Source organism: Providencia sp. PROV202 (assembly GCF_028479565.1).
In the GTDB taxonomy this organism is placed as follows: Bacteria; Pseudomonadota; Gammaproteobacteria; order Enterobacterales; family Enterobacteriaceae; genus Providencia; species Providencia zhijiangensis.
The window spans coordinates 275,953-295,354 of sequence record NZ_JAMPNV010000004.1; the positions used below are offsets into that span (position 1 = coordinate 275,953).

The following is a 19,402-nucleotide window of genomic DNA, read 5'->3' on the forward strand; positions in this document are numbered from 1 at the left end:
AGATTCCGCTCAAGTCACGTAACCCAATCAGGTTATAACCACGTTCCAAAGCGTTTAATATAGATGTGCTTCATACCTTGCGCGACAAAGCAATAACTCACTAATGTCAGTACTAACCACGGGAAATATTCCATTGGCAAAGGCTGCAAGCCAATCATCGAACCAAATGATGAGAACGGAATATAAAGCCCAAGAGCCATAATGATTCCTGTTGTCAGTAACACGGGTAACGCAGCCGTACTTTGAATGAATGGGATTTTTTGTGTCCGTAACATATGAACAACCAAGGTTTGCGACAGTAATCCCTCAACAAACCAACCGGATTGGAATAGCGCTTCATGGGCGATACTATTGGCTTGGAACACATACCACATTAAGGCGAATGTCGTGATGTCAAAAATGGACGATGTTGGACCAATCCAAATCATAAAGCGCCCAATATTTTTCGCATCCCATTTACGTGGACGTTTTAAAAACTCTTTGTCCATTTTGTCCCACGGTAATGCGAGTTGGGACATATCGTACAGCAGGTTTTGAACGAGTAAATGAATAGCTAGCATCGGTAAGAACGGAATAAATGCACTCGCAATCAGAACGGAAAACACATTTCCAAAGTTAGAGCTTGCGGTCATATTTAAATACTTAATAATATTCCCAAACGTTTCTCTTCCTTTGATAACGCCTTGTTCTAATACCATTAAATCTTTTTCTAGCAGAATAATATCCGCAGATTCTTTCGCAATATCGGTGCCTGTATCCACGGATATACCGACATCCGCATCCCGTAAAGCCGGCGCATCATTGATCCCATCCCCCAGAAAACCAACCGTATGTCCATTTGCTTGTAGTAATTTTAGGATCCGAGATTTTTGCAGTGGGGTTAATTTGCAGAAAACGGAAACTTGTTCAACTTTTGTTTTCAGCTCCTCATCATTCATCGCCTCGACTTCAAGACCCGTCATAATCTCATCAATATTCAAACCTACATCATGGCAAATTTTTTCAGTGATCACGGCATTATCGCCAGTAAGCACTTTGACCATCACACCATTTTCTCTTAGTGCAGCAATAGCCGAAATTGCACTCTCTTTTGCAGGGTCTAAAAATGTAAGAATACCTTGTAACTCAAGCTGTTGCTCTGCTTGAGCTGATAACGGTAACAAAGCTTCTGCATCATTTAATGAACGCGTTGCCAGCAGTAATACCCGGAAACCCTGTTTATTATAGTCACTGACTAACTCTGCAATCCTAGCTTTAGCTTGAGCATCTAATAAGGTGGTATGTCCATCATGCTGATAACTATGACAAACAGCCAACATCTCTTCCGCAGCCCCTTTACAGATCAATAAAGCATCACCTTCAGGGGTTTTTACTGTGACCGATAATTTTCGGCGAATAAAATCAAACGGTAGTTCATCAATTTTTTGATAAGCCTTCAACTGCTCGACCTTATCATTACCACGGCCACGTCGAATAATTGCCTGATCCATCATGTTTTTGGCACCGCTTTGATGGAAACTATTCAACCACGCCAATTGCAAAATTCGACTATCTTTTTGCCCATTGCTGTCGAGATAATGCTCTAAAATAATGCGATCTTGCGTTAGCGTGCCTGTTTTATCCGTACAGAGTACATCCATCGCACCAAAGTTCTGAATCGCATTGAGCCGTTTAACGATAACCTTATGCTTAGACATGGCTATCGCCCCTTTTGCAAGGTTCGAGCTCACAATCATCGGTAACATTTCTGGGGTTAACCCTACTGCAACTGCCAATGAAAATAGTGTTGCCTCAAACCAATCGCCTTTAGTGAATCCATTGATTAATAAGACAATCGGTACCATTACCAGCATAAAGCGGATCAGCAACCAACTCACACTATTCACACCGCGATCAAAAGCAGTTTGAGCTCGAGTTCCAACAATCGATTTGGCCAGCGAACCTAGGTACGTTTTACTCCCCGTTGCAACCACAATACCTCTCGCTGTCCCACTTGTCACATTGGTGCCCATCAAACAGATATTTGAAATTTCAAGTAATTCATTTTCTGTCGGTGATGCGGGCTCCAAGCTTTTTGCGGACACATTTGCGAGAGTGTCATATTTTTCAACAGGGATAGATTCCCCCGTTAAAATGGCTTGGCTGATAAATAGATCTCGAGATTCCACTAGTTTTAAATCCGCGGGAACCATATCCCCTGCCGATAATAAAACGATATCCCCTGGTACTAAGCATTTGATAGGTACTTCCTTACGAATAGAACGTCCGGTTCTATCATCGCGGCGGAATACAGTAGCCGTGGTTCTAACCAAGGATTTCAAGGCTTCTGCCGCTTTATTGGTTCGATATTCTTGCCAAAAACGTAGCAATCCGCTTAATACAACCATTGTGACAATGATGATAACACCTGTTAAATCAGTCTCTTCACCCTGACGTTCAGGGATCACGTAGTCAGTAAAGAAACTCACAATCGCGAGGATCATCAAAACAAAAATAAATGGGTTTTTAAAAGAAGTGAGTAATTGCTTCCAAGCAGGAGGCGCTTTTTCATGAGCAACTTCATTTTCACCTTCTACCACTAAGCGGTCGAGAGCTTCATTTTCAGATAAGCCCAAAAGGTTAGTTTGATATTCATTGAGAACCTGCTCAATGTTTTTGCTCGCTTGTTCGCCAACAATGAATTTTTGGCGTGCAGGGGCTTTTGCGCCTTTGCGCTGATGCCTTATTTCAGTCATAACGTTATCTCTATAGAGTACAGTTGTACTTTTTAAACGCTATCTGACTGAAAATATTGTATTTTAGCCAGATAGCTCCTGTTTATATCTCCAAGACGGGGGGTGCTCGTCCATTTAAGCTCCTTTAATCAGTTAATTTTTAGCAATCAAGCGGGTAGCTCAGATGCCACTTTCCAATTGATAGCACTGACACTTTGCTCAAGACTAATCCGGCAAACCAATGCTTCTATCTCTTTTTGCTCTACTGGAGTGGCAAGAAACTCTGCACACACCTCCAGCTGTTCTGGTTTCAATGTATCTGCGCTACTCAATGACTGTAAGCGAATATGCAGCCCATTAATGGCTTGTAAAATCAACGTTCTAACAAGGATTTCATCACCTTGGTGACACATCACCCGTATTTTATAACGCTGCTCAACATCTAATGCCTGCTGTTGCGGCTGGCGATTAATTTTTGCTGCAGCTTCTCGCAGTAGAATGTTTGCACATAAAATCAATAAGGTAGCTATTGTAGCCAGTGAGTATTGTCCTAACCCGCATAACACACCAATCCCGGCTGAACACCATAGTGTTGCAGCTGTATTCAGCCCTCGAATATTCATGCCTTCACGCATGATCACTCCAGCACCTAGGAAGCCAATCCCTGACACAATTTGTGCAGCAATTCGGCCAGGGCTATCTGGTGAAGTCGTCACTGAACTCAAAATAAATACGGCAGCGCCCGTCGCAACCAATGCATTCGTACGCAATCCAGCCATTCTTTGACGCCATTGGCGCTCTGCGCCAATTAATGCACCAAGGCACATTGCAGATAAAAGATTTAATATATCTGGTGTGAAAAACATAATGATCCCTCCATCAAATAATGGATAACAATTAATGAGCAGAATAAAAGCCCATGCCAAATTGCTGAATAAATAAATATTCAGTAATTAATGGCTATTGCCCGGAGGGAATAGAGAATAAATATAAACTTGCATGATACACACTCACTGCAACAGTGATTAATTCATTAAAAAAATGAAAATTTCTTATATAAATCAGGGAGTATGATTGATGGAAACATCAGACACCGCCCGCCGTAGTGGCAAGCAGTTAATAGAAGAGATTATTAATTACTTGCCAATTAAATTAAGTTTTTATTACAACTCTGACTGTCCAAGTAATTTATCTCCAATAGGTTAATGTGAGCTGAGTATAGATGCGGCTAATTATTAAGTAAAGATTTAAATGTTAATTATTTTTACACTATATTTTTTAGTTTTCAGAAACGAAAAAGCCCGTCCTTAAAAAGGACGGGCTTTAGAAAATCAGTTAAGCAATTAGCTTAGATAGCAGTTACGTTAGCAGCTGCTGGGCCTTTTGCACCGTTTTCAATGGTGAATTCAACTTGCTGGCCTTCTGCCAGAGTTTTGAAACCATTGCCCTGAATGGCAGAGAAGTGGACGAAAACGTCTTTGCTACCATCAGCTGGAGTGATGAAACCGAAGCCTTTAGACTCGTTGAACCACTTAACTTGACCTTTCATTTTGTCGGACATTTGACTTTTCCTATATAACATCAAAAAAACTTGCCTTTTGGCATATATGGGCCAGAGTCAGCTATTTAATCAGGGAAACACCAAGATGAAGCGTCACGGTAAAAGGCTATCTGTGATAACTTTTTTCTTTAGAACACACTAACTCAGTAATCATACATCAAATAGGACTGCTAAACAGGCCGATGCACATTAACTCATGACTTTGAGATAATAGCAACTATTTTATACATTCAATCCCGAAAATATTGATGTTTTTTCGATTTCGTCACTTTTAGGCGGGATTATGTTAACAAATAAACTGCATTTTATTGATATTTTAAAGATTTTTTTTAAATAAAACCCTCTCCAAGCCTCAAAAGTCGACAGGATTAATCCCAGATGATGACAATCCAGTTAAATATTTTTTTTAACTGATATATAACAATTCATTCCCTCCGTGATACCCTCCTAGTATAGATATCTGACAGAGAGTCACTTACCATGGATATTATCAAACAAATACTTATAGATGATTTAGATGCCATTAATCAGCGTGAGCAACGTGATGGCAAACCTTACTTTAATAGCCAATTTCTCGCCAATCATCCTTATTTATGTATTGGCATGATTGCAGCTTATTTACCGCTTGCCGTGATCTTATGGTACGCACCCTACTTTGGCCCTTATTGGACGCTCGGTATAACCCTCTTATTCATTATACTTGCTAGCGTTCTGTTGTTTGACATTAAGCCTGTTTACCATTTTGAAGACATTGGCGTGCTTGATTTGCGCGTTTGCTATAACGGCGAATGGTTTGTCACTGAAGTCGTATCTGAAGATGCTTTAAATAAAGTTCTTGAATCTCAAGAAGTCAGCTCAGCTATCAAGCAAGAAATTTCTCGTTTATTAGCATTAAAGGGAAATATTTCCTTTTACGATATTTACCATATTGCTTACCCAGAGGTTTCGTTGCCAACACAAGTTACTTTAGCTGCTCAAAATTAAAACATTATCAATAATATAGCGTAGTTTTTATTCGTAATGATTAGTGAGTGAGCAATTAGATTTATTTTCTATTTTTATCGTTGACAGGCCGAGGTGATATCGTTAATATTCGCCTCGTTCTCAGGAACAACCCAATTCCTCCATAGTTCAGTCGGTAGAACGGCGGACTGTTAATCCGTATGTCGCTGGTTCAAGTCCAGCTGGAGGAGCCAAATTTAAAAAGCCCGCTAAGATTAATTCTTGCGGGCTTTTTGCTTTCTAGTCCCTTTAACCATTTCATGCACACTCACCCTATTCCCAGCCACTTTTATTTATTCCTGTCCTATTCATTAATAGAATAATCCCTATTGCTTGCTCGTTATTCACATTTTAGCCGCTCTGCTTAAAACAACGGGTAAATCCCTGAAACCCTATTGATAAGGCATAAATAATCACCAACTTGTTTATTTAGCAACCTATTGAACATTTTTTTTAATTTTATGCTTTACAACTGAGTACGCGGTGGGTAATATGCGCCTCGTTCTCAAGAACAACCAATTCCTCCATAGTTCAGTCGGTAGAACGGCGGACTGTTAATCCGTATGTCGCTGGTTCAAGTCCAGCTGGAGGAGCCAAATTTAAGAAGCCCGCTCAGGTTAATCCTAGCGGGCTTCTTGCTTTCTAATCCAGCCATTTTTATCCTTCCTATTAATTCCTTATCAAAAATAATTTTTACACATAACAATCGCGCTATAATCTTATATCACATTTTTTAACTGACTCTTTTTTAAGCTATTTTTGGCTTTATTCCTTTTACATCTTATCAGTCAGATCAAAATTCTATCGATTCGCGCAGATAACAGGCAAACGAACTTATTTTATCATTTTCCCCTTTGACATTAGCGATTCAGAACGCTAATATCCTCTGCGTGTTAAGGGAGTTCCTCCATAGTTCAGTCGGTAGAACGGCGGACTGTTAATCCGTATGTCGCTGGTTCGAGTCCAGCTGGAGGAGCCAACTTAATCTTTCCTTTCCGTGTTTTATTCTGTTCCAATTCCTTTATTTTCCAACATGTTAAAAAAAACCACAGAAAAATAATTTCTATATTAATTGTCCTTGATCATAGCTATTTAATCGTTTTCGTTTTATCATTCTTTCCCGGCTTGAGCATCTGCTCATCACTTCCCCCCTTATTGGAGCCGGTTTAATGACAACTGTAACTACCCTAACGATCCGCCGCCCTGATGATTGGCATGTTCATTTTCGCGATAATGAAATGTTAAATACAGTCGTGCCGTTCACAAGCCAATTTTTTGGTCGTGCCATTGTCATGCCTAACCTTGTACCCCCAGTTACCACGGTAGAAGCCGCAAGAGCATACCGTGAACGAATTAAACAAGCGGTACCTGCTGGGCACCAATTTACACCGCTAATGACCTGCTATTTAACTGACACAACGGATGCTGATGAATTAATTCGTGGTTTCAATGAAGGTGTATTTACGGCCTGTAAATTGTATCCCGCAAATGCCACAACAAACTCTAGCCATGGCGTGTCTGACATTAAAAAAATCTACCCTGTTCTTGCTGCCATGGAACAAGCTGGAATGCCATTACTCATTCATGGGGAAGTGACCGCCAGCCATATCGATATCTTCGACCGTGAAGCGCTGTTTATCGAACAAGTCATGCTGCCATTACGAGCTCAATTCCCTCAGTTAAAAGTGGTTTTCGAACACATCACAACCAAAGAAGCCGCACAATATGTGTTAGAGGCTAACGAATTTACAGCTGCGACCTTAACACCACAGCATTTGATGTTTAACCGCAACCATATGTTAGTTGGTGGTGTACGACCGCATCTATATTGCCTGCCTATTTTAAAACGTAATGTTCATCAAGAAGCATTACGTGCAGCTGTCGCTTCTGGCTGTGATCGCTTCTTCTTAGGCACCGATACTGCACCGCATGTTCAATCCCGTAAAGAGACATCCTGTGGCTGTGCAGGCGTATTTAACGCACCAACCGCACTAGCTGCCTATGCGACTGTATTCGAAGAATTAGGCGCTTTAGCGCATTTCGAAGCATTTTGTTCACTAAATGGACCTAAATTTTACGAATTACCCGTCAATGAAGGCCACATTACACTGACAAAATCTGAGAATATGACCTGTGAATCTATTGCCTGTGGGACAGATAAATTGATCCCATTCTTAGCGGGTGAAGATTGCGGTTGGACTATCAAAGTAGGCCAATAACATTATGATGTGGAAAGGTTTTATCCTTTTCACATCTTCTTTTTTAAAGAATCACCAACTATTTTGTCAATTTTCATCAAAATTCACAGAAAAAATAGTTTTACTACTACCATATTAAAAAAATCTTCTTATACTAGATATAGCTCGTTCTGAGTCACCTGCTCTTAGTCAGTAATAGATATTTACTATTTATCACGATGTTTGATTAGGAGGTCTAAATGAATAGAAAAAACGATGTAATCCAAACTCACCCTGTTGTTGGCTGGGATATCAGTACTGTCGATGCCTACGATGCGATGATGCTACGTTTACATTACCTCCCTGAACAGAACAATAGCCTGGATAGCGCAATAATTGATAAAACCATGTGGCTGACAACAGATGTAGCCAAACAGCTGATTAATATTCTTCAGGCTGGAATTGATAAGATTGAGTCTGGCGAATATCTTGAATCTGATTTCAAAACTCATTAGCAGGTAAACAGAATGGATATTTGTCTCATAACAAATATCCATTCCTTATCATTTCATTGCTCTAATTTATATCATTAATAAATGATTCTTTGCTGTTTATTATTAAAGATAAAATAAAAACTATAAGTTATGACTTAATTGCAAATACAAGCGATAATTTATTATTTTTATTATTACTTTATTGACTTCAATATCAATTCCAATTTATTGTAATACTCTTTCCGGACAAGGATGTTCCCTATGAGAATATTAGTTATTGATGAGTGTTATTATACCCGCCTTGGTATTACTGAATATTTATCTTCTAATAGAAAATTAAAATTCATTAGCACAGGGTGCATTAATGAAGGTATTAAATATATAAACAAATATTCACCCAGCATTGTTCTAGTTAATTTGACATACTATTGTCATTACTCGAGTTACTGCCCAACCCTGAAAACATTACTAAACAGAACCAGTAGCATTCGATTCTATATCTACATCAATGCTGCATACCCATTAACAGACAAGCCTTTACTACTAAAAGATAATTTTTTCATTATGTCAAAAAACATCATGACTCAAATATTGGACAAAGTTATTACTGATTCAGATCAAATAGAACAAATAACAAAGCTTGCTAATAATAATGACTCATCCATTTTTACGATGAAAGAGCAAAATATAATTAATAATTGGATGAATGAAACTCCTAATCATATTATCTCTAGAAAATTAGGCATAAGTAATAGTACCGTTTATTCACAAAAAAGGCATATTACATCAAAAGTCTTTGTTAAAAACAGAATTGAATTATTTTTTATTTATAATGTTTTTAAGTATCTTTATTAAAAGATAAAGCCCTTTTAAAAAGGGCTTTCTTCGTTTTAAAATAATTCTACTTTTCGCTATTTAACAGTCCGTCCGCTAAACGATGACGAGATTTATTAAATATTTTATTACTCACTTCACGACCAGCGCGGCGAATACGCTGCTCTTCTTCAGGCAACTTCATCTCTTCAGTACACGCATGACTGCAGCAGCCTTCATATTTTTCAGCGCAGCTTGGGCATTGAATAAACAGTAAATGGCAACCGTCATTTTTACAGTTAGTGTGAGTGTCACAGACTTCCCCACATTGATGGCAATGCGCTAAGGTGTCATCCGTAATACGCTCACCCATACGGTTATCGAACACAAAGTTTTTACCTTTGAAACGCAGTGGCAAGCCTTGTTCTTTTGCTTTACGCGCATATTCAATGATCCCGCCTTCCACATGATAAACATTTTGGAAACCGTTATGTAGCATGTAGGCGCTCGCTTTTTCACAGCGGATACCGCCCGTGCAATACATCACCACATTTTTATCTTTCTGGTCTTGCAGCATTTCAACCGCCATTGGCAGTTGGTCTCTAAAGGTGTCTGATGGCACCTCAATCGCATTATCAAAGTGACCGACTTCATATTCATAATGGTTGCGCATATCGACAAAAATAGTATTTGGGTCATCGATCATCGCATTGACTTGATCTGCTTTCAGATACTGTCCGGTATTGGCAGGATTAAAGGTTTCGTCATCAATACCATCGGCAACAACACGGTCACGTACTTTCATACGTAGTACCCAGAAGGACTTGCCATCATCATCAATAGCAATGTTCAAACGCAGATCATTTAAGGCAGGGTCTGTTGCGTAGATAAGTTCACGCAACGCATCTACATTAGAGGCAGGTACGCTAATTTGTGCGTTGATCCCTTCTTTAGCAATATACACACGACCAAATACACTCAACGCTTTGAATTGTTGGTACCACTCATTACGAAATGCAACAGGGTCTTGAATATTGAAGTATTTATAAAAAGAGATTGTGGTACGCGGCTCAGTTTCAGCCAACATACGTTCTTTAAGGATTTTATTCGAAATTTGGTTGTGTAACACTGGCATGGTGTTCGCTTTCCTATGTAATGCTTTGATATAAAAAATTTAAATCACCAGCAAAGAATTGCTCGTTAATTGTGGGTTATTATCCCTTTTATTATGTTAATAAAAAACCATTTCTTTTTAGTGGATATTACACTTATCACAAACTCTTAATGATAATGTTAAAGAAAAAATCACTAAATTAAAAAAGTTAGTCTGATAAATTCCTTTGCCCTTTGCCCTTTGACAGAAAAATACCATTGCGCTAATTTTCCTCTGAATAAAAATCCCCCACTTGAAAGAGGTTCTATATGAGAACAAAATATGACGAGTTTGATAGCTTTTAAGCTAATAAACTTTTAACTAGGTGGGATTGACCCCGCCTTTTTTATGGATGGAACCCATGACATTAATGCAGGCAACCCTACAAATTATTAGTAATACAACGGTTTTATTGTTTGAATGGCTAATGGCTCGCAGGAAGAAATATCCACTTAAGAAAAATAGCGCAATATTTTTATAAACTGTTTTTATAACAATACTTGTATTAGCTATCTGTATTAAATAGAAAAGAAAAAAGGGAGGGCTCCCCCTCCCTGGCATTTGCCGAAGTTACGATGGGTAAACTGCATCGTAGAGCGCAATGTCAACTGCTTTTAGAGGCGCTTCCCTACTCCGCTATGCAGAACGGAGTAGGTCAGAAACCTCTTTACTGCTTATATTACTAACTACACTTTACTACTTACACTTTACTAACTTACAACCTACTGGATGGACTTCTGTCTTAACCAATTAACTCGATACGAGCAGGCAAACCTTGTCTCACGGAAGCACCAGATACCCAATCAAGCCAAGTATTGGCGACCTCACGCGTCGGGTCCGCAAACCCTAAATCATTCAAGTTAATACCTGAACCATTTGCCGCATTCATCGGCATAGCTTCGCCGTCTAAATAGTGCTGTTTGGCTCCCATTTCGGTGTGCCCATATCCATGCTCAACCGCGAGAACGCCCGGCATAACCCCATCAAGCACACTGATTTGAGCTTCCGCCTGGCCACCTGGTGTGGTGATTTTGACCCAGTCTCCGTGTTTAACGCCCACCTTCGCCGCATCATCAGGGTGAATGGCCACCATATTGGTTGGTTTCACATGGCGTAAACGTTCAATCATGGTTGTGGAACTGCTCATCACATGAGATTTAAAGGACATCATTTTTAATGGCCACTCTTTCTCTGGGAATACCACATTCACATCTTCACCATTCGCCATACGAGGCGGATAGTAGGTCGGGCAACCACTAAAACGCTCACCAGTGATAGCATGACGGTTAATCGCCACCGTAGGATTCCAAATTTGTAACCCTTTCTTCCACTGTGGACCCGTCGCATCGCCATCCCACGCTTTCTCATAAGGCGCGAATCGACCACCACGCGTAAAGATATACGCAACACGGCGAACTTCTTCAGGTTTCAATGTGCGAGTAATTTGCGGCATGATACGTTCGACACCACTGATCGTAATGTCTTCTGTTGCCGCCTCTGGTACCGGTTTTTCACCTAACCACGCCATGTTAGCCGCCACTCTCAGATAGTAATCTTCCGCGGTATTTAACGGATACATGTTGCCATCCATATCCGCAATGACATTGTCACCAAAGCCCGGTAAGTTCAGTTCTTTAGCCACTGCGATACAGAATGACTCCATTGAAACTGGCTGGCCATCCGCTGTTTTTGCAGTGCGAGACTCTACAATCGGCCAACGTGCGGTACTCGCTTTCACCTGTACACCTGACCATGGTGCGCTGAAGCCCCAGCTCTCAAAGTTGTGGGTATCTGGCACAATATAGTCCGCTAACGCTGTGGTTTCATTCATGAAAGCATCAATACCGATAATCAGTGGCAGATGCTTCGGATCTTTCAGTTTTTCTTCCATCACCTGACGAATACCCGCAATACCATAAACTGGGTTCGTCATATTAGTGATCCACGCCTTCAGGGAATATGGATATCCCATCAATGCGGAAGCCAACTGCTCGGTTAACTGACCTTTCGCAAACGGATACCAAGGAGCTTTCGCTGGATACGGTTTTTCACCTGCCGCCACTCTTGCCTTAAATTCATCCGATTTTTCATACACTTCATTACTGCGCGATAGCACTACACCTTTCGGTTTCACCTTGCCTTTGTAGCCTGCGATATTGTAACGAGGGCCATCATTCTCCCCGTTAAATTTACCACCACCGACAGAGACGCCACCTTTCAGGTTTAAGTTACCAATCAACGCATTAAGCATAATCACTGACCATGCAGTATAGAAACCATTACCACTCATCATGCCGCCGTGAGAAATCACCGCCGCTTTTCTGTCATAAGAGGTTAAGGCTTTACCCAGTGATTCAATGGTTTTCACGGGCACTTGACAACGCTGACTGTATTCTTCCAGTGTCATTCGATCTGCGGCTTCTTTCAGGCATTGGAAGCTGGATTTCACCGTCACTTCGCTACCATCATGAAGCGTGACTTGACGAGTCACAAACAGCTCCGCATTCGTCACTTCATCCGCCAGTTTCAGCTCGCCGTTTGCATCCTGAACTAAATAGGCTTTTTTCTCGTCCTCACCCTCTTCAGCCACCACACCCGTTAGGTGAGATTGCTGTAACAGATTACCCGCCAAAGGATGGGTATCATCGGTGATCACTAAGTGAGTTGAGTTCGTCCAGCTTTTCTCGCCTGCCGCTTCCATGGATTTTTCACTTGGCACACTCAGATAAGCCGCGTTATAGCGGTCATTTTCGATAATCCAGCGGATCATCCCCATCACTAACGCGGCATCGGTACCCGGTTGAACTGGCACCCAGTGACCATGGTCATTGGCCAGAGTTGTGGTCAATGGCAGTGCCGGAGAAACCACCACATAGTTAAACGAATCACGTAAACGAGCACTCGCTAACTGGCGACCTTGACGTTTAAATGGGTTACCTGATTGCGCTGGCGATGTTCCGATAAACAGCGCGAAACGCGTATTATCCCAATCCGGTTTGACGTGGGCGTTCTTATCCAAGTCATCCATCAACGCACCAGAACCTGCGCGATATGCTAAACCACAGTAAGCCCCGTGAGCCCCGAAGTTTTTACTACCAAAAGCGTTTTGAGCAAAGCGACGAATAAAACCATCACGACCATCATCCCCTGCGTTAGTCACCAGTAACTGGTTGGCTTTAGGCCCTAATTTTGGTTGAGATGGATCCAGTGGCGTTTCTAAATCACGAATAGCACGCAGACCATCCACATGACCTTCACCAAATAAGTCCCCACCTTCAACCACTTCTTTAATTAACTGTTCAAAGCTAATACGCTCCCACTTCCCTTCACCACGTTTACCAACGCGCTTCATCGGTTCGAGAATACGTAATGGACTGGTTAACCCTTCCATCAGCGTGGCGCCACGGGCACATGCCGTTGAACGATGTTCTAAACCACTTTCACCGCCCATTTTGGCGAATGCAGTGGATAACGGCATTCCATATGGGAAATGCTTTTCATGGGATAAAGGATGGTATGGGTTCCCTGCAATACGCAGAACTTCATTCTTCGCACTGTCCACACGGGCACGAATACCGCACTGCGTCCAGCAACCGAAGCATTGTGTCATTGAAACCACTTGCGCAGGGTTCTCTTTCCAACCACCAATCGCTGAACCTTCAGGGATCAGTGAGTTACCATTGATGCGATCCAGCGTCACTTTGCCAGAGGTGCCATCCACTAAACCATCCACTGCACGTTTGGCAACTTCACGATAGCTTGCACCAAAAAGAGCAAGACCACCGACAACTAAACCACCTTTAAGCCATTGACGTCTTGAGAATTTAGCCATGTTGCACTCTCCCCGCAAACCAGCGAACACCTTCGCGAACAATAATTGTTAATGCAATCCACAATCCAAATGTACCGACAATCGCCAGTAGTCCATCATTGCCTAATGGGAAATGGTATGGATTGGTGATGATGTTGTATTTTGGTACCGCTTGGATCTCCATCAGGAAAATCCAGCGTAATACCCACGCTAACGCCATCGACACTAACGCTAAAACCGTAATGTAAGGGACTGAGCGCACCGCTTTCACGTTACTCAATGCCATTACAAATGTGATTGCCCACAGTGCACAAACCCCCATTAACATCCACCAGCCCGGGCTTGCGACATCTAACTGTTGACGAACTGCAATACCTGACGTGGTATCACCGGAGATCCACAATGCAAAACAGACTGCAAACAGGAGTAATGTAATTACTTGGAAACGCGCTAAACGGTTTTGATATTGCGGCTCACGACGCGCGCCTAAGCTAATCAGTGCAGGCAACACTTGCATTGCACTTAAGAACATCAACACTGGCATCCACCAGCTAAACCAGATTGGACGAGCGACTAACACTGAAGCTTCACGACCGGTATACAGCAGTAAACCAATGGATGATAACGCACTGAGTAAGGCGACCCAGCGAGTCGCTTTATATTCTTTCTTCCAAATCAATTTGACCAACAGCGCTACAAAGTACAACCCAACAAACGTGGTAAATAGCGGTAACAACACAGAGCCCCACCACATCCAAGACCACATTGTTGGATGTGCATAAAAGTGCCATACACGCGCGGTTTGGTGCAGGTCTGCCGTTAATGCTAACGGCGCTGTTATTCCCATAGTGATAGCAATAAACACGGCGATCATTTCTAATCGGCCGTTTCCACTACGGTTTTGCCAATGAAGATAGCAGGCATACAGCACCGCACAGGCAGCAATCCCAATAAAGAAAAAGTATTGCACCGCCCAAGGAAGCCAGAAAAACTCTTGCGGCTGTGCCATGATTTCGGAAATATAGGTCACTTGTTCGCTCATCAGAACACCTCCTGCCATAATGCCGGTTGCCCTTTACCTTGCAACGGTTCCACAAACGCATCATCCAGCCCTAAATAAAATACCTGCGGCAACGTGCCACTTTCTGGTTTCAAGACTTTGATCTGCGCTTCGTGCTCAGAAAGCATCTTGCGAATAGTACTGTTAGGGTCTTTTAAGTCACCGATAATACGGGCGCCACCCACACAGGATTCGACACATGCGGGCAATAAACCGACTTCTAAACGATGCGCACAGAACGTGCATTTATCTGCGGTTTGCGTTGAATGGTTAATAAAGCGAGCATCGTATGGACAAGCCTGTACACAATACGCACAACCTACGCAGCGCTCGTTATCAATTACCACTATGCCATCTTCACGTTGAAACGTTGCTTGCACTGGGCAAACTGGCACGCAAGGCGGGTTATCACAATGGTTACACAGGCGAGGCAGTAGAACGTTAGTGAACCCTTCCTCCCCTTTTAAGGAGACCTGATATTGGTTAACCGTCGTTCTAAATTGACCTTGAGGTGTTTGGTTTTCAACAGAACAGCTAACAGTACATGATTGGCAGCCTACACAGCGACGCAGGTCAATCAACATGCCATAGCGTTTTTCGGGATTGCCTTCACGGCGAGTTGGGGAAAAATTCAAACCCGCCTCGGCGATTGGGATCAGCGATGCACCCGCAGTGACGGCCCCAATCTGTTGTAGGAATTTTCGTTTACTCAGATCCATAATAGGCTCCAGTATTGACATTGCTAATGCGAAAATAAAAGTTAATAATCAATCTATTATTGGTTTATCTTACGTATTGGTAACACCGTGTTACCGATGTCTGATAACCACTAAATTCTTATTTCTCTTTAAAATCGGTGTGTTATCTTTGTGCTACTCTAATAATTCTGAGTTCATAGTAAGAAGAAAAGCCTTGTGCCCCTATTGTGGTTTTCCACATACCCGAAGGGATCTTGATCTAACGCAACGAATAAACCCCAAATGTTAAAAAAAACGTCTATCCCGTTGTATCACATACTCTTAATGACCCTGCTGCTATGGTGCATTCCGGCGGGTGCGGCACAATGGACGATCGGTGTTCTCGCCCTGCGAGGGCCGAGTTTCACTCAGTTGCACTGGCAACCTTTGGTGGACACCCTCAATGAATCCATTCCGGGGGAGCGCTTTACCCTGCAACCCCTGAATCTTGAAGAAATGAAAGAGGCGATTTCGAATCGCAAAATTGATTTCTTACTCACTAACCCAGCTCAATTTATCCAGCTCGATAATCGCTATCACCTACGCTGGCTGCTCTCTTTACGCTCAGATGTGGAGCCAAACAGCACGACGCGCAACGTAATAGGTAGCCTTATTCTGGTACGTGGAGATAGCGACATTCACCGTACTGATCAGCTCATCGGCAAAAAAGTCGGCGCAATATCCCCCGATGCATTTGGGGGATATCTATTAGGTTATAAAGTGTTAAGAGATTTGGGGTATGACACAGAAAAAGACTTTCGAATGCAGTTTTTGGGTTTCCCGGCGGATGCGCTGTTATACGCTTTACGGGATAAATCCCTCTCTGCAGCCATTGTCCCAGTCTGCCTATTAGAAAACATGGACAGTGAAGGACTGATTGATAAACACCAATTCCGTCCACTTGTTCAAAAAGAGAGTGCGTTACCCTGCCTAACCAGCACTGAACTTTACCCTAATTGGTCATTCGCCGCGTTAAGCGAAGTTCCTGACAATTTAGTGGATAAAGTCACCAAAGTTTTGCTTTCTGGCGATACGCCCAATATGCGCTGGGGGGCTCCAGCATCCATCACACAAGTTGAAAACTTACTGCGCGACGTTAACCAACACCCACAGCAACGGGAAATCTGGCAAGATATTGTCAGTTGGACAATTCAGCACCAAATTACCATCGGTATTATCGCTTTAATATTCTTATTGTTAGGTATTAACCACGTCTGGATAGCCTTCTTGGTTCGCCGTCGTAGCCAACAACTTGAAGTCGCACATAATCGCCTACGCCAGCAAGAAGCTAATCTACAAAAAGCGCAGCGACTCAATATATTAGGTGAAATGGCATCTGGGTTTGCCCATGAATTGAACCAACCGTTATCCGCGATTCGAAATTATGCCCAAGGCTCTATTTTGCGATTGAAAAAAGAGTCGGAAAACCACCCGCTTCTTGGTGCTATCAGTAAGATTGATGAGCAGGCTCAACGGGGGGCTGATATTATTCAAAACCTGCGTTTATGGGCCGGAAAACCGGGGCAAGAATCCCGTCTGACTCTACGCCAGCAATCCGTCAAACAGACCATTAATCATATTTGGCAACTGTTGCAAGTTGAGCAACATTTTCCAACCGTTAGGTTGCAATTACCCGAAACTCCCGATGTCCAGCTTTTGCTACCAGATACCCTACTCGACCAGTTGCTCTCAAATTTGATCAGCAATAGCCTACAAGCGGGTGCCACCACTTTAACCTTTGGCTTTCACTTTGCCGATGGACGCTTTTTACTTGTATTACAAGATGATGCCGGTGGAATGCCTGACGAGCAGCTCAATCAAGGGATCATGCCATTCGCCACCACTAAACAGGAAGGATTAGGACTCGGATTGGTGATTTGCCAGCGATTAATTCAAAGCCAAGGTGGGGATATTCGCATTGAAAATCAACATAATGATGACGGTAAGAATGGGCTGCGTGTGACGCTAATTTTTAATTACTCGAGATAATCAAAAATAGCGCATGTTTTGCCACACAAAAGATAACATTCCCAATAACTATATGTGACAATGTTATGCATACTACTTATATAAGCAAGAAACTTATACAAACAAGAAATAAGCCACGAGGGATGAATTAATGCCAGTCATTCACCTTGTCGACGATGACACCGATGTCACTGATTCCTGTCAATTTTTACTCGAAACGCTCGGCTATAACGTTGCCGTCTGGAACGACAGTGAGCAGTTCATCCAGCAAGCCCCTCTGCATGAGGAAGGCATTGTATTGCTCGATATGCGCATGCCAAAATTTGACGGGCGCCAAGTACATCAATACCTGAAAGAGCAGCAAAGCACCCTCGCAGTAATTTTCCTTTCTGGTCATGGGGATATCCCAATGGCAGTTGAGCAGGTGAAATTAGGCGCTATCGATTTTTTACAAAAACCCATTGATAGCCAGCAACTTGCCGAAACCCTTGAGCAAGCTCGCTTACAAACCATCAAAGCCACTGAACGCACATTGATTAAACAGCGTTATGAAACCTTAACGCCGAAAGAAAAAGATGTTTGCACCTATGTGCTTCAAGGGCTAATTAACCGCGAAATCGCAGAAGTGGCTTGCGTCTCTGTGCGAACCGTCGAAGTGCATCGCTCCCGAGTGATGGAAAAAATGGCAGTGAGAAACCTTGCCGAATTAATGAGCACCATGCAAACAGCACAACTTTTTGCGGGTTAATTTGATATCATTCAGATTAACAAGCTATTTTTAATTGAAATCCACTTAAGTAGAAACCGAAAAAACAATGATCCCAGCACCAAAATTTGAAAAAAGTTTATTACATCCCCGCTACTGGCTAGTTTGGTTTGGCATTAGTGTGCTCTACCTGCTCGTCCTGCTTCCTTATCCCATCATTTATTGGATAGGTACCCGTTTGGGGCGTTTCTCCAAGCGCTTCTTAAAAAAACGCGTCCAAATTGCCGATCGTAATCTGCAGTTGTGTTTTCCTGAGATGAGCCAAGAAGAGCGCCAAAAAATGGTGGATAAGAACTTTGAAGCCGTCGGTATGGGCGTTTTCGAAACGGGAATGGCGTGGTTCTGGCCTGATTGGCGAGTGCGCCGTTGGTTTAAAGTTGAAGGTCGTGAAAATATGCTCGCTGCTCAAGAAACCGGCCGTGGCATTATTGTGTTAGGTGTCCATTTCTTAACATTAGAAATCGGCGGTCGCGCATTTGGTATGTTGAACCCCGGCATTGGTGTTTATCGCGCTAACGATAATAAACTGATGGATTGGCTACAAACTCGCGGTCGTTTGAAATCCAATAAATATATGCTCGACCGTAAAGACGTTAAAGGCATGATCCGCGCATTAAAAGAAGGGGAAATTTTATGGTATGCCCCTGACCATGATTACGGTCCTCGAAACAGTTCATTCGCTCCATTGTTTGCAGTAGAAAAAGCAGCCACCACCAATGGCTCACAGATCTTATTATCTCTTGGCAATCCACTCGTTGTGCCGTTTTCAGCTATCCGCTTACCCGATGGTAAAGGTTATAAATTGCTGATCCAGCCTGCCGTGGACGATTTCCCTGTGGACGACAACGTCGCCACCGCGACGATGATGAATCAGGTCATTGAGAAAGAAATTTTACGGGCGCCAGAGCAATATATGTGGATGCACCGCCGTTTTAAAACGCGTCCAAAGGGAGAACCGTCCCTGTACGGCGATTTAGATAAAATCCACCACCGCTAGGCTATGTAATTCCCGACATTGTTGGTGTGTGGTGAATCACCCTATAGCTGCACATTTTCGAAACAACTCATATAGTAGCTAGGTGGTTCTCCCAAAATAGTTTGTGCTGCAGCTAGGCGGCAAATGAGTGGATCCCCAGGAGCATACAC

14 protein-coding genes and 3 tRNA genes are annotated in these 19,402 nt (G+C 42.5%); 10 read left to right on the forward strand and 7 right to left on the reverse strand.

Features of this window, described 5'->3' with window-relative positions; all coding sequences use genetic code 11:
• Nucleotides 1–32: 32 nt before the first annotated feature.
• From mgtA to cspE, 3 genes are all read right to left on the reverse strand, one after another.
• Nucleotides 33–2,735 (reverse strand): magnesium-translocating P-type ATPase, encoded by a 2,703-nt coding sequence (gene mgtA, locus PR799_RS02835; protein ID WP_272521205.1) that lies wholly within the window; start codon nt 2,733–2,735, stop codon nt 33–35.
• A gap of 146 nt (nt 2,736–2,881) precedes the next feature.
• Nucleotides 2,882–3,580 carry an MgtC family protein gene (locus PR799_RS02840; protein ID WP_036951537.1) on the reverse strand — a complete coding sequence of 233 codons (699 nt, stop codon included), beginning with the start codon at nt 3,578–3,580 and terminating at the stop codon, nt 2,882–2,884.
• 482 nt (nt 3,581–4,062) lie between these two features.
• Nucleotides 4,063–4,275, reverse strand: coding sequence for a transcription antiterminator/RNA stability regulator CspE (gene cspE, locus PR799_RS02845; RefSeq protein WP_004909801.1), 213 nt, complete (start codon nt 4,273–4,275; stop codon nt 4,063–4,065).
• A 480-nt stretch (nt 4,276–4,755) separates the two neighbouring features.
• Between cspE and PR799_RS02850 the strand changes: the two genes are divergently transcribed.
• The 7 genes from PR799_RS02850 to PR799_RS02880 all read left to right on the forward strand — a co-directional run bounded on the left by PR799_RS02850 (nt 4,756) and on the right by PR799_RS02880 (nt 8,803).
• Entirely contained in the window at nt 4,756–5,259 is a 504-nt protein-coding gene (locus PR799_RS02850) for a YlaC family protein (protein ID WP_154628434.1), read from the forward strand.
• Between the two features lie 136 nt (nt 5,260–5,395).
• Nucleotides 5,396–5,471 (forward strand) — tRNA-Asn (locus PR799_RS02855).
• Nucleotides 5,472–5,797: 326 nt separating this feature from the next.
• Nucleotides 5,798–5,873 (forward strand) — tRNA-Asn (locus PR799_RS02860).
• Between the two features lie 307 nt (nt 5,874–6,180).
• Nucleotides 6,181–6,256: transfer RNA gene (locus PR799_RS02865), tRNA-Asn, on the forward strand.
• A 190-nt stretch (nt 6,257–6,446) separates the two neighbouring features.
• A complete protein-coding gene (pyrC, locus tag PR799_RS02870; protein WP_154628432.1) occupies nt 6,447–7,496 on the forward strand; it encodes a dihydroorotase in 1,050 nt (349 codons plus the stop codon).
• 218 nt (nt 7,497–7,714) lie between these two features.
• Entirely contained in the window at nt 7,715–7,969 is a 255-nt protein-coding gene (bssS, locus tag PR799_RS02875) for a biofilm formation regulator BssS (RefSeq protein ID WP_154628429.1), read from the forward strand.
• Between the two features lie 240 nt (nt 7,970–8,209).
• On the forward strand, nt 8,210–8,803 hold the full coding sequence (locus tag PR799_RS02880) for a LuxR C-terminal-related transcriptional regulator (RefSeq protein ID WP_272521206.1): 594 nt from the start codon (nt 8,210–8,212) through the stop codon (nt 8,801–8,803).
• A gap of 46 nt (nt 8,804–8,849) precedes the next feature.
• On the opposite strand, the gene trhO is transcribed toward PR799_RS02880, so the two are convergent.
• The 4 genes from trhO to ttrB form a co-directional block, all read right to left on the reverse strand.
• Nucleotides 8,850–9,896 carry an oxygen-dependent tRNA uridine(34) hydroxylase TrhO gene (gene trhO, locus PR799_RS02885; RefSeq protein ID WP_154628425.1) on the reverse strand — a complete coding sequence of 349 codons (1,047 nt, stop codon included), beginning with the start codon at nt 9,894–9,896 and terminating at the stop codon, nt 8,850–8,852.
• 760 nt (nt 9,897–10,656) lie between these two features.
• Nucleotides 10,657–13,746, reverse strand: coding sequence for a tetrathionate reductase subunit TtrA (gene ttrA, locus PR799_RS02890; RefSeq protein ID WP_272521207.1), 3,090 nt, complete (start codon nt 13,744–13,746; stop codon nt 10,657–10,659).
• Nucleotides 13,739–14,767 (reverse strand): tetrathionate reductase subunit TtrC, encoded by a 1,029-nt coding sequence (gene ttrC, locus PR799_RS02895; protein ID WP_195848255.1) that lies wholly within the window; start codon nt 14,765–14,767, stop codon nt 13,739–13,741. Before ttrC ends, ttrA begins: the two co-directional genes overlap by 8 nt.
• Nucleotides 14,767–15,504: a tetrathionate reductase subunit TtrB gene (gene ttrB, locus PR799_RS02900; RefSeq protein ID WP_154604198.1), complete on the reverse strand. Its 738-nt coding sequence runs from the start codon at nt 15,502–15,504 to the stop codon at nt 14,767–14,769. The genes ttrC and ttrB overlap by 1 nt, the downstream gene beginning before the upstream one ends.
• Before the next feature lie 261 nt (nt 15,505–15,765).
• Between ttrB and ttrS the strand changes: the two genes are divergently transcribed.
• The 3 genes from ttrS (at nt 15,766) to PR799_RS02915 (ending at nt 19,253) form a co-directional block, all read left to right on the forward strand.
• On the forward strand, nt 15,766–17,511 hold the full coding sequence (gene ttrS, locus PR799_RS02905; RefSeq protein WP_272521208.1) for a tetrathionate respiration histidine kinase TtrS: 1,746 nt from the start codon (nt 15,766–15,768) through the stop codon (nt 17,509–17,511).
• A 130-nt stretch (nt 17,512–17,641) separates the two neighbouring features.
• On the forward strand, nt 17,642–18,238 hold the full coding sequence (ttrR, locus tag PR799_RS02910) for a tetrathionate respiration response regulator TtrR (RefSeq protein ID WP_272521209.1): 597 nt from the start codon (nt 17,642–17,644) through the stop codon (nt 18,236–18,238).
• Nucleotides 18,239–18,305: 67 nt separating this feature from the next.
• On the forward strand, nt 18,306–19,253 hold the full coding sequence (locus PR799_RS02915; RefSeq protein ID WP_272521210.1) for a Kdo(2)-lipid IV(A) acyltransferase: 948 nt from the start codon (nt 18,306–18,308) through the stop codon (nt 19,251–19,253).
• Nucleotides 19,254–19,402 lie beyond the last annotated feature (149 nt).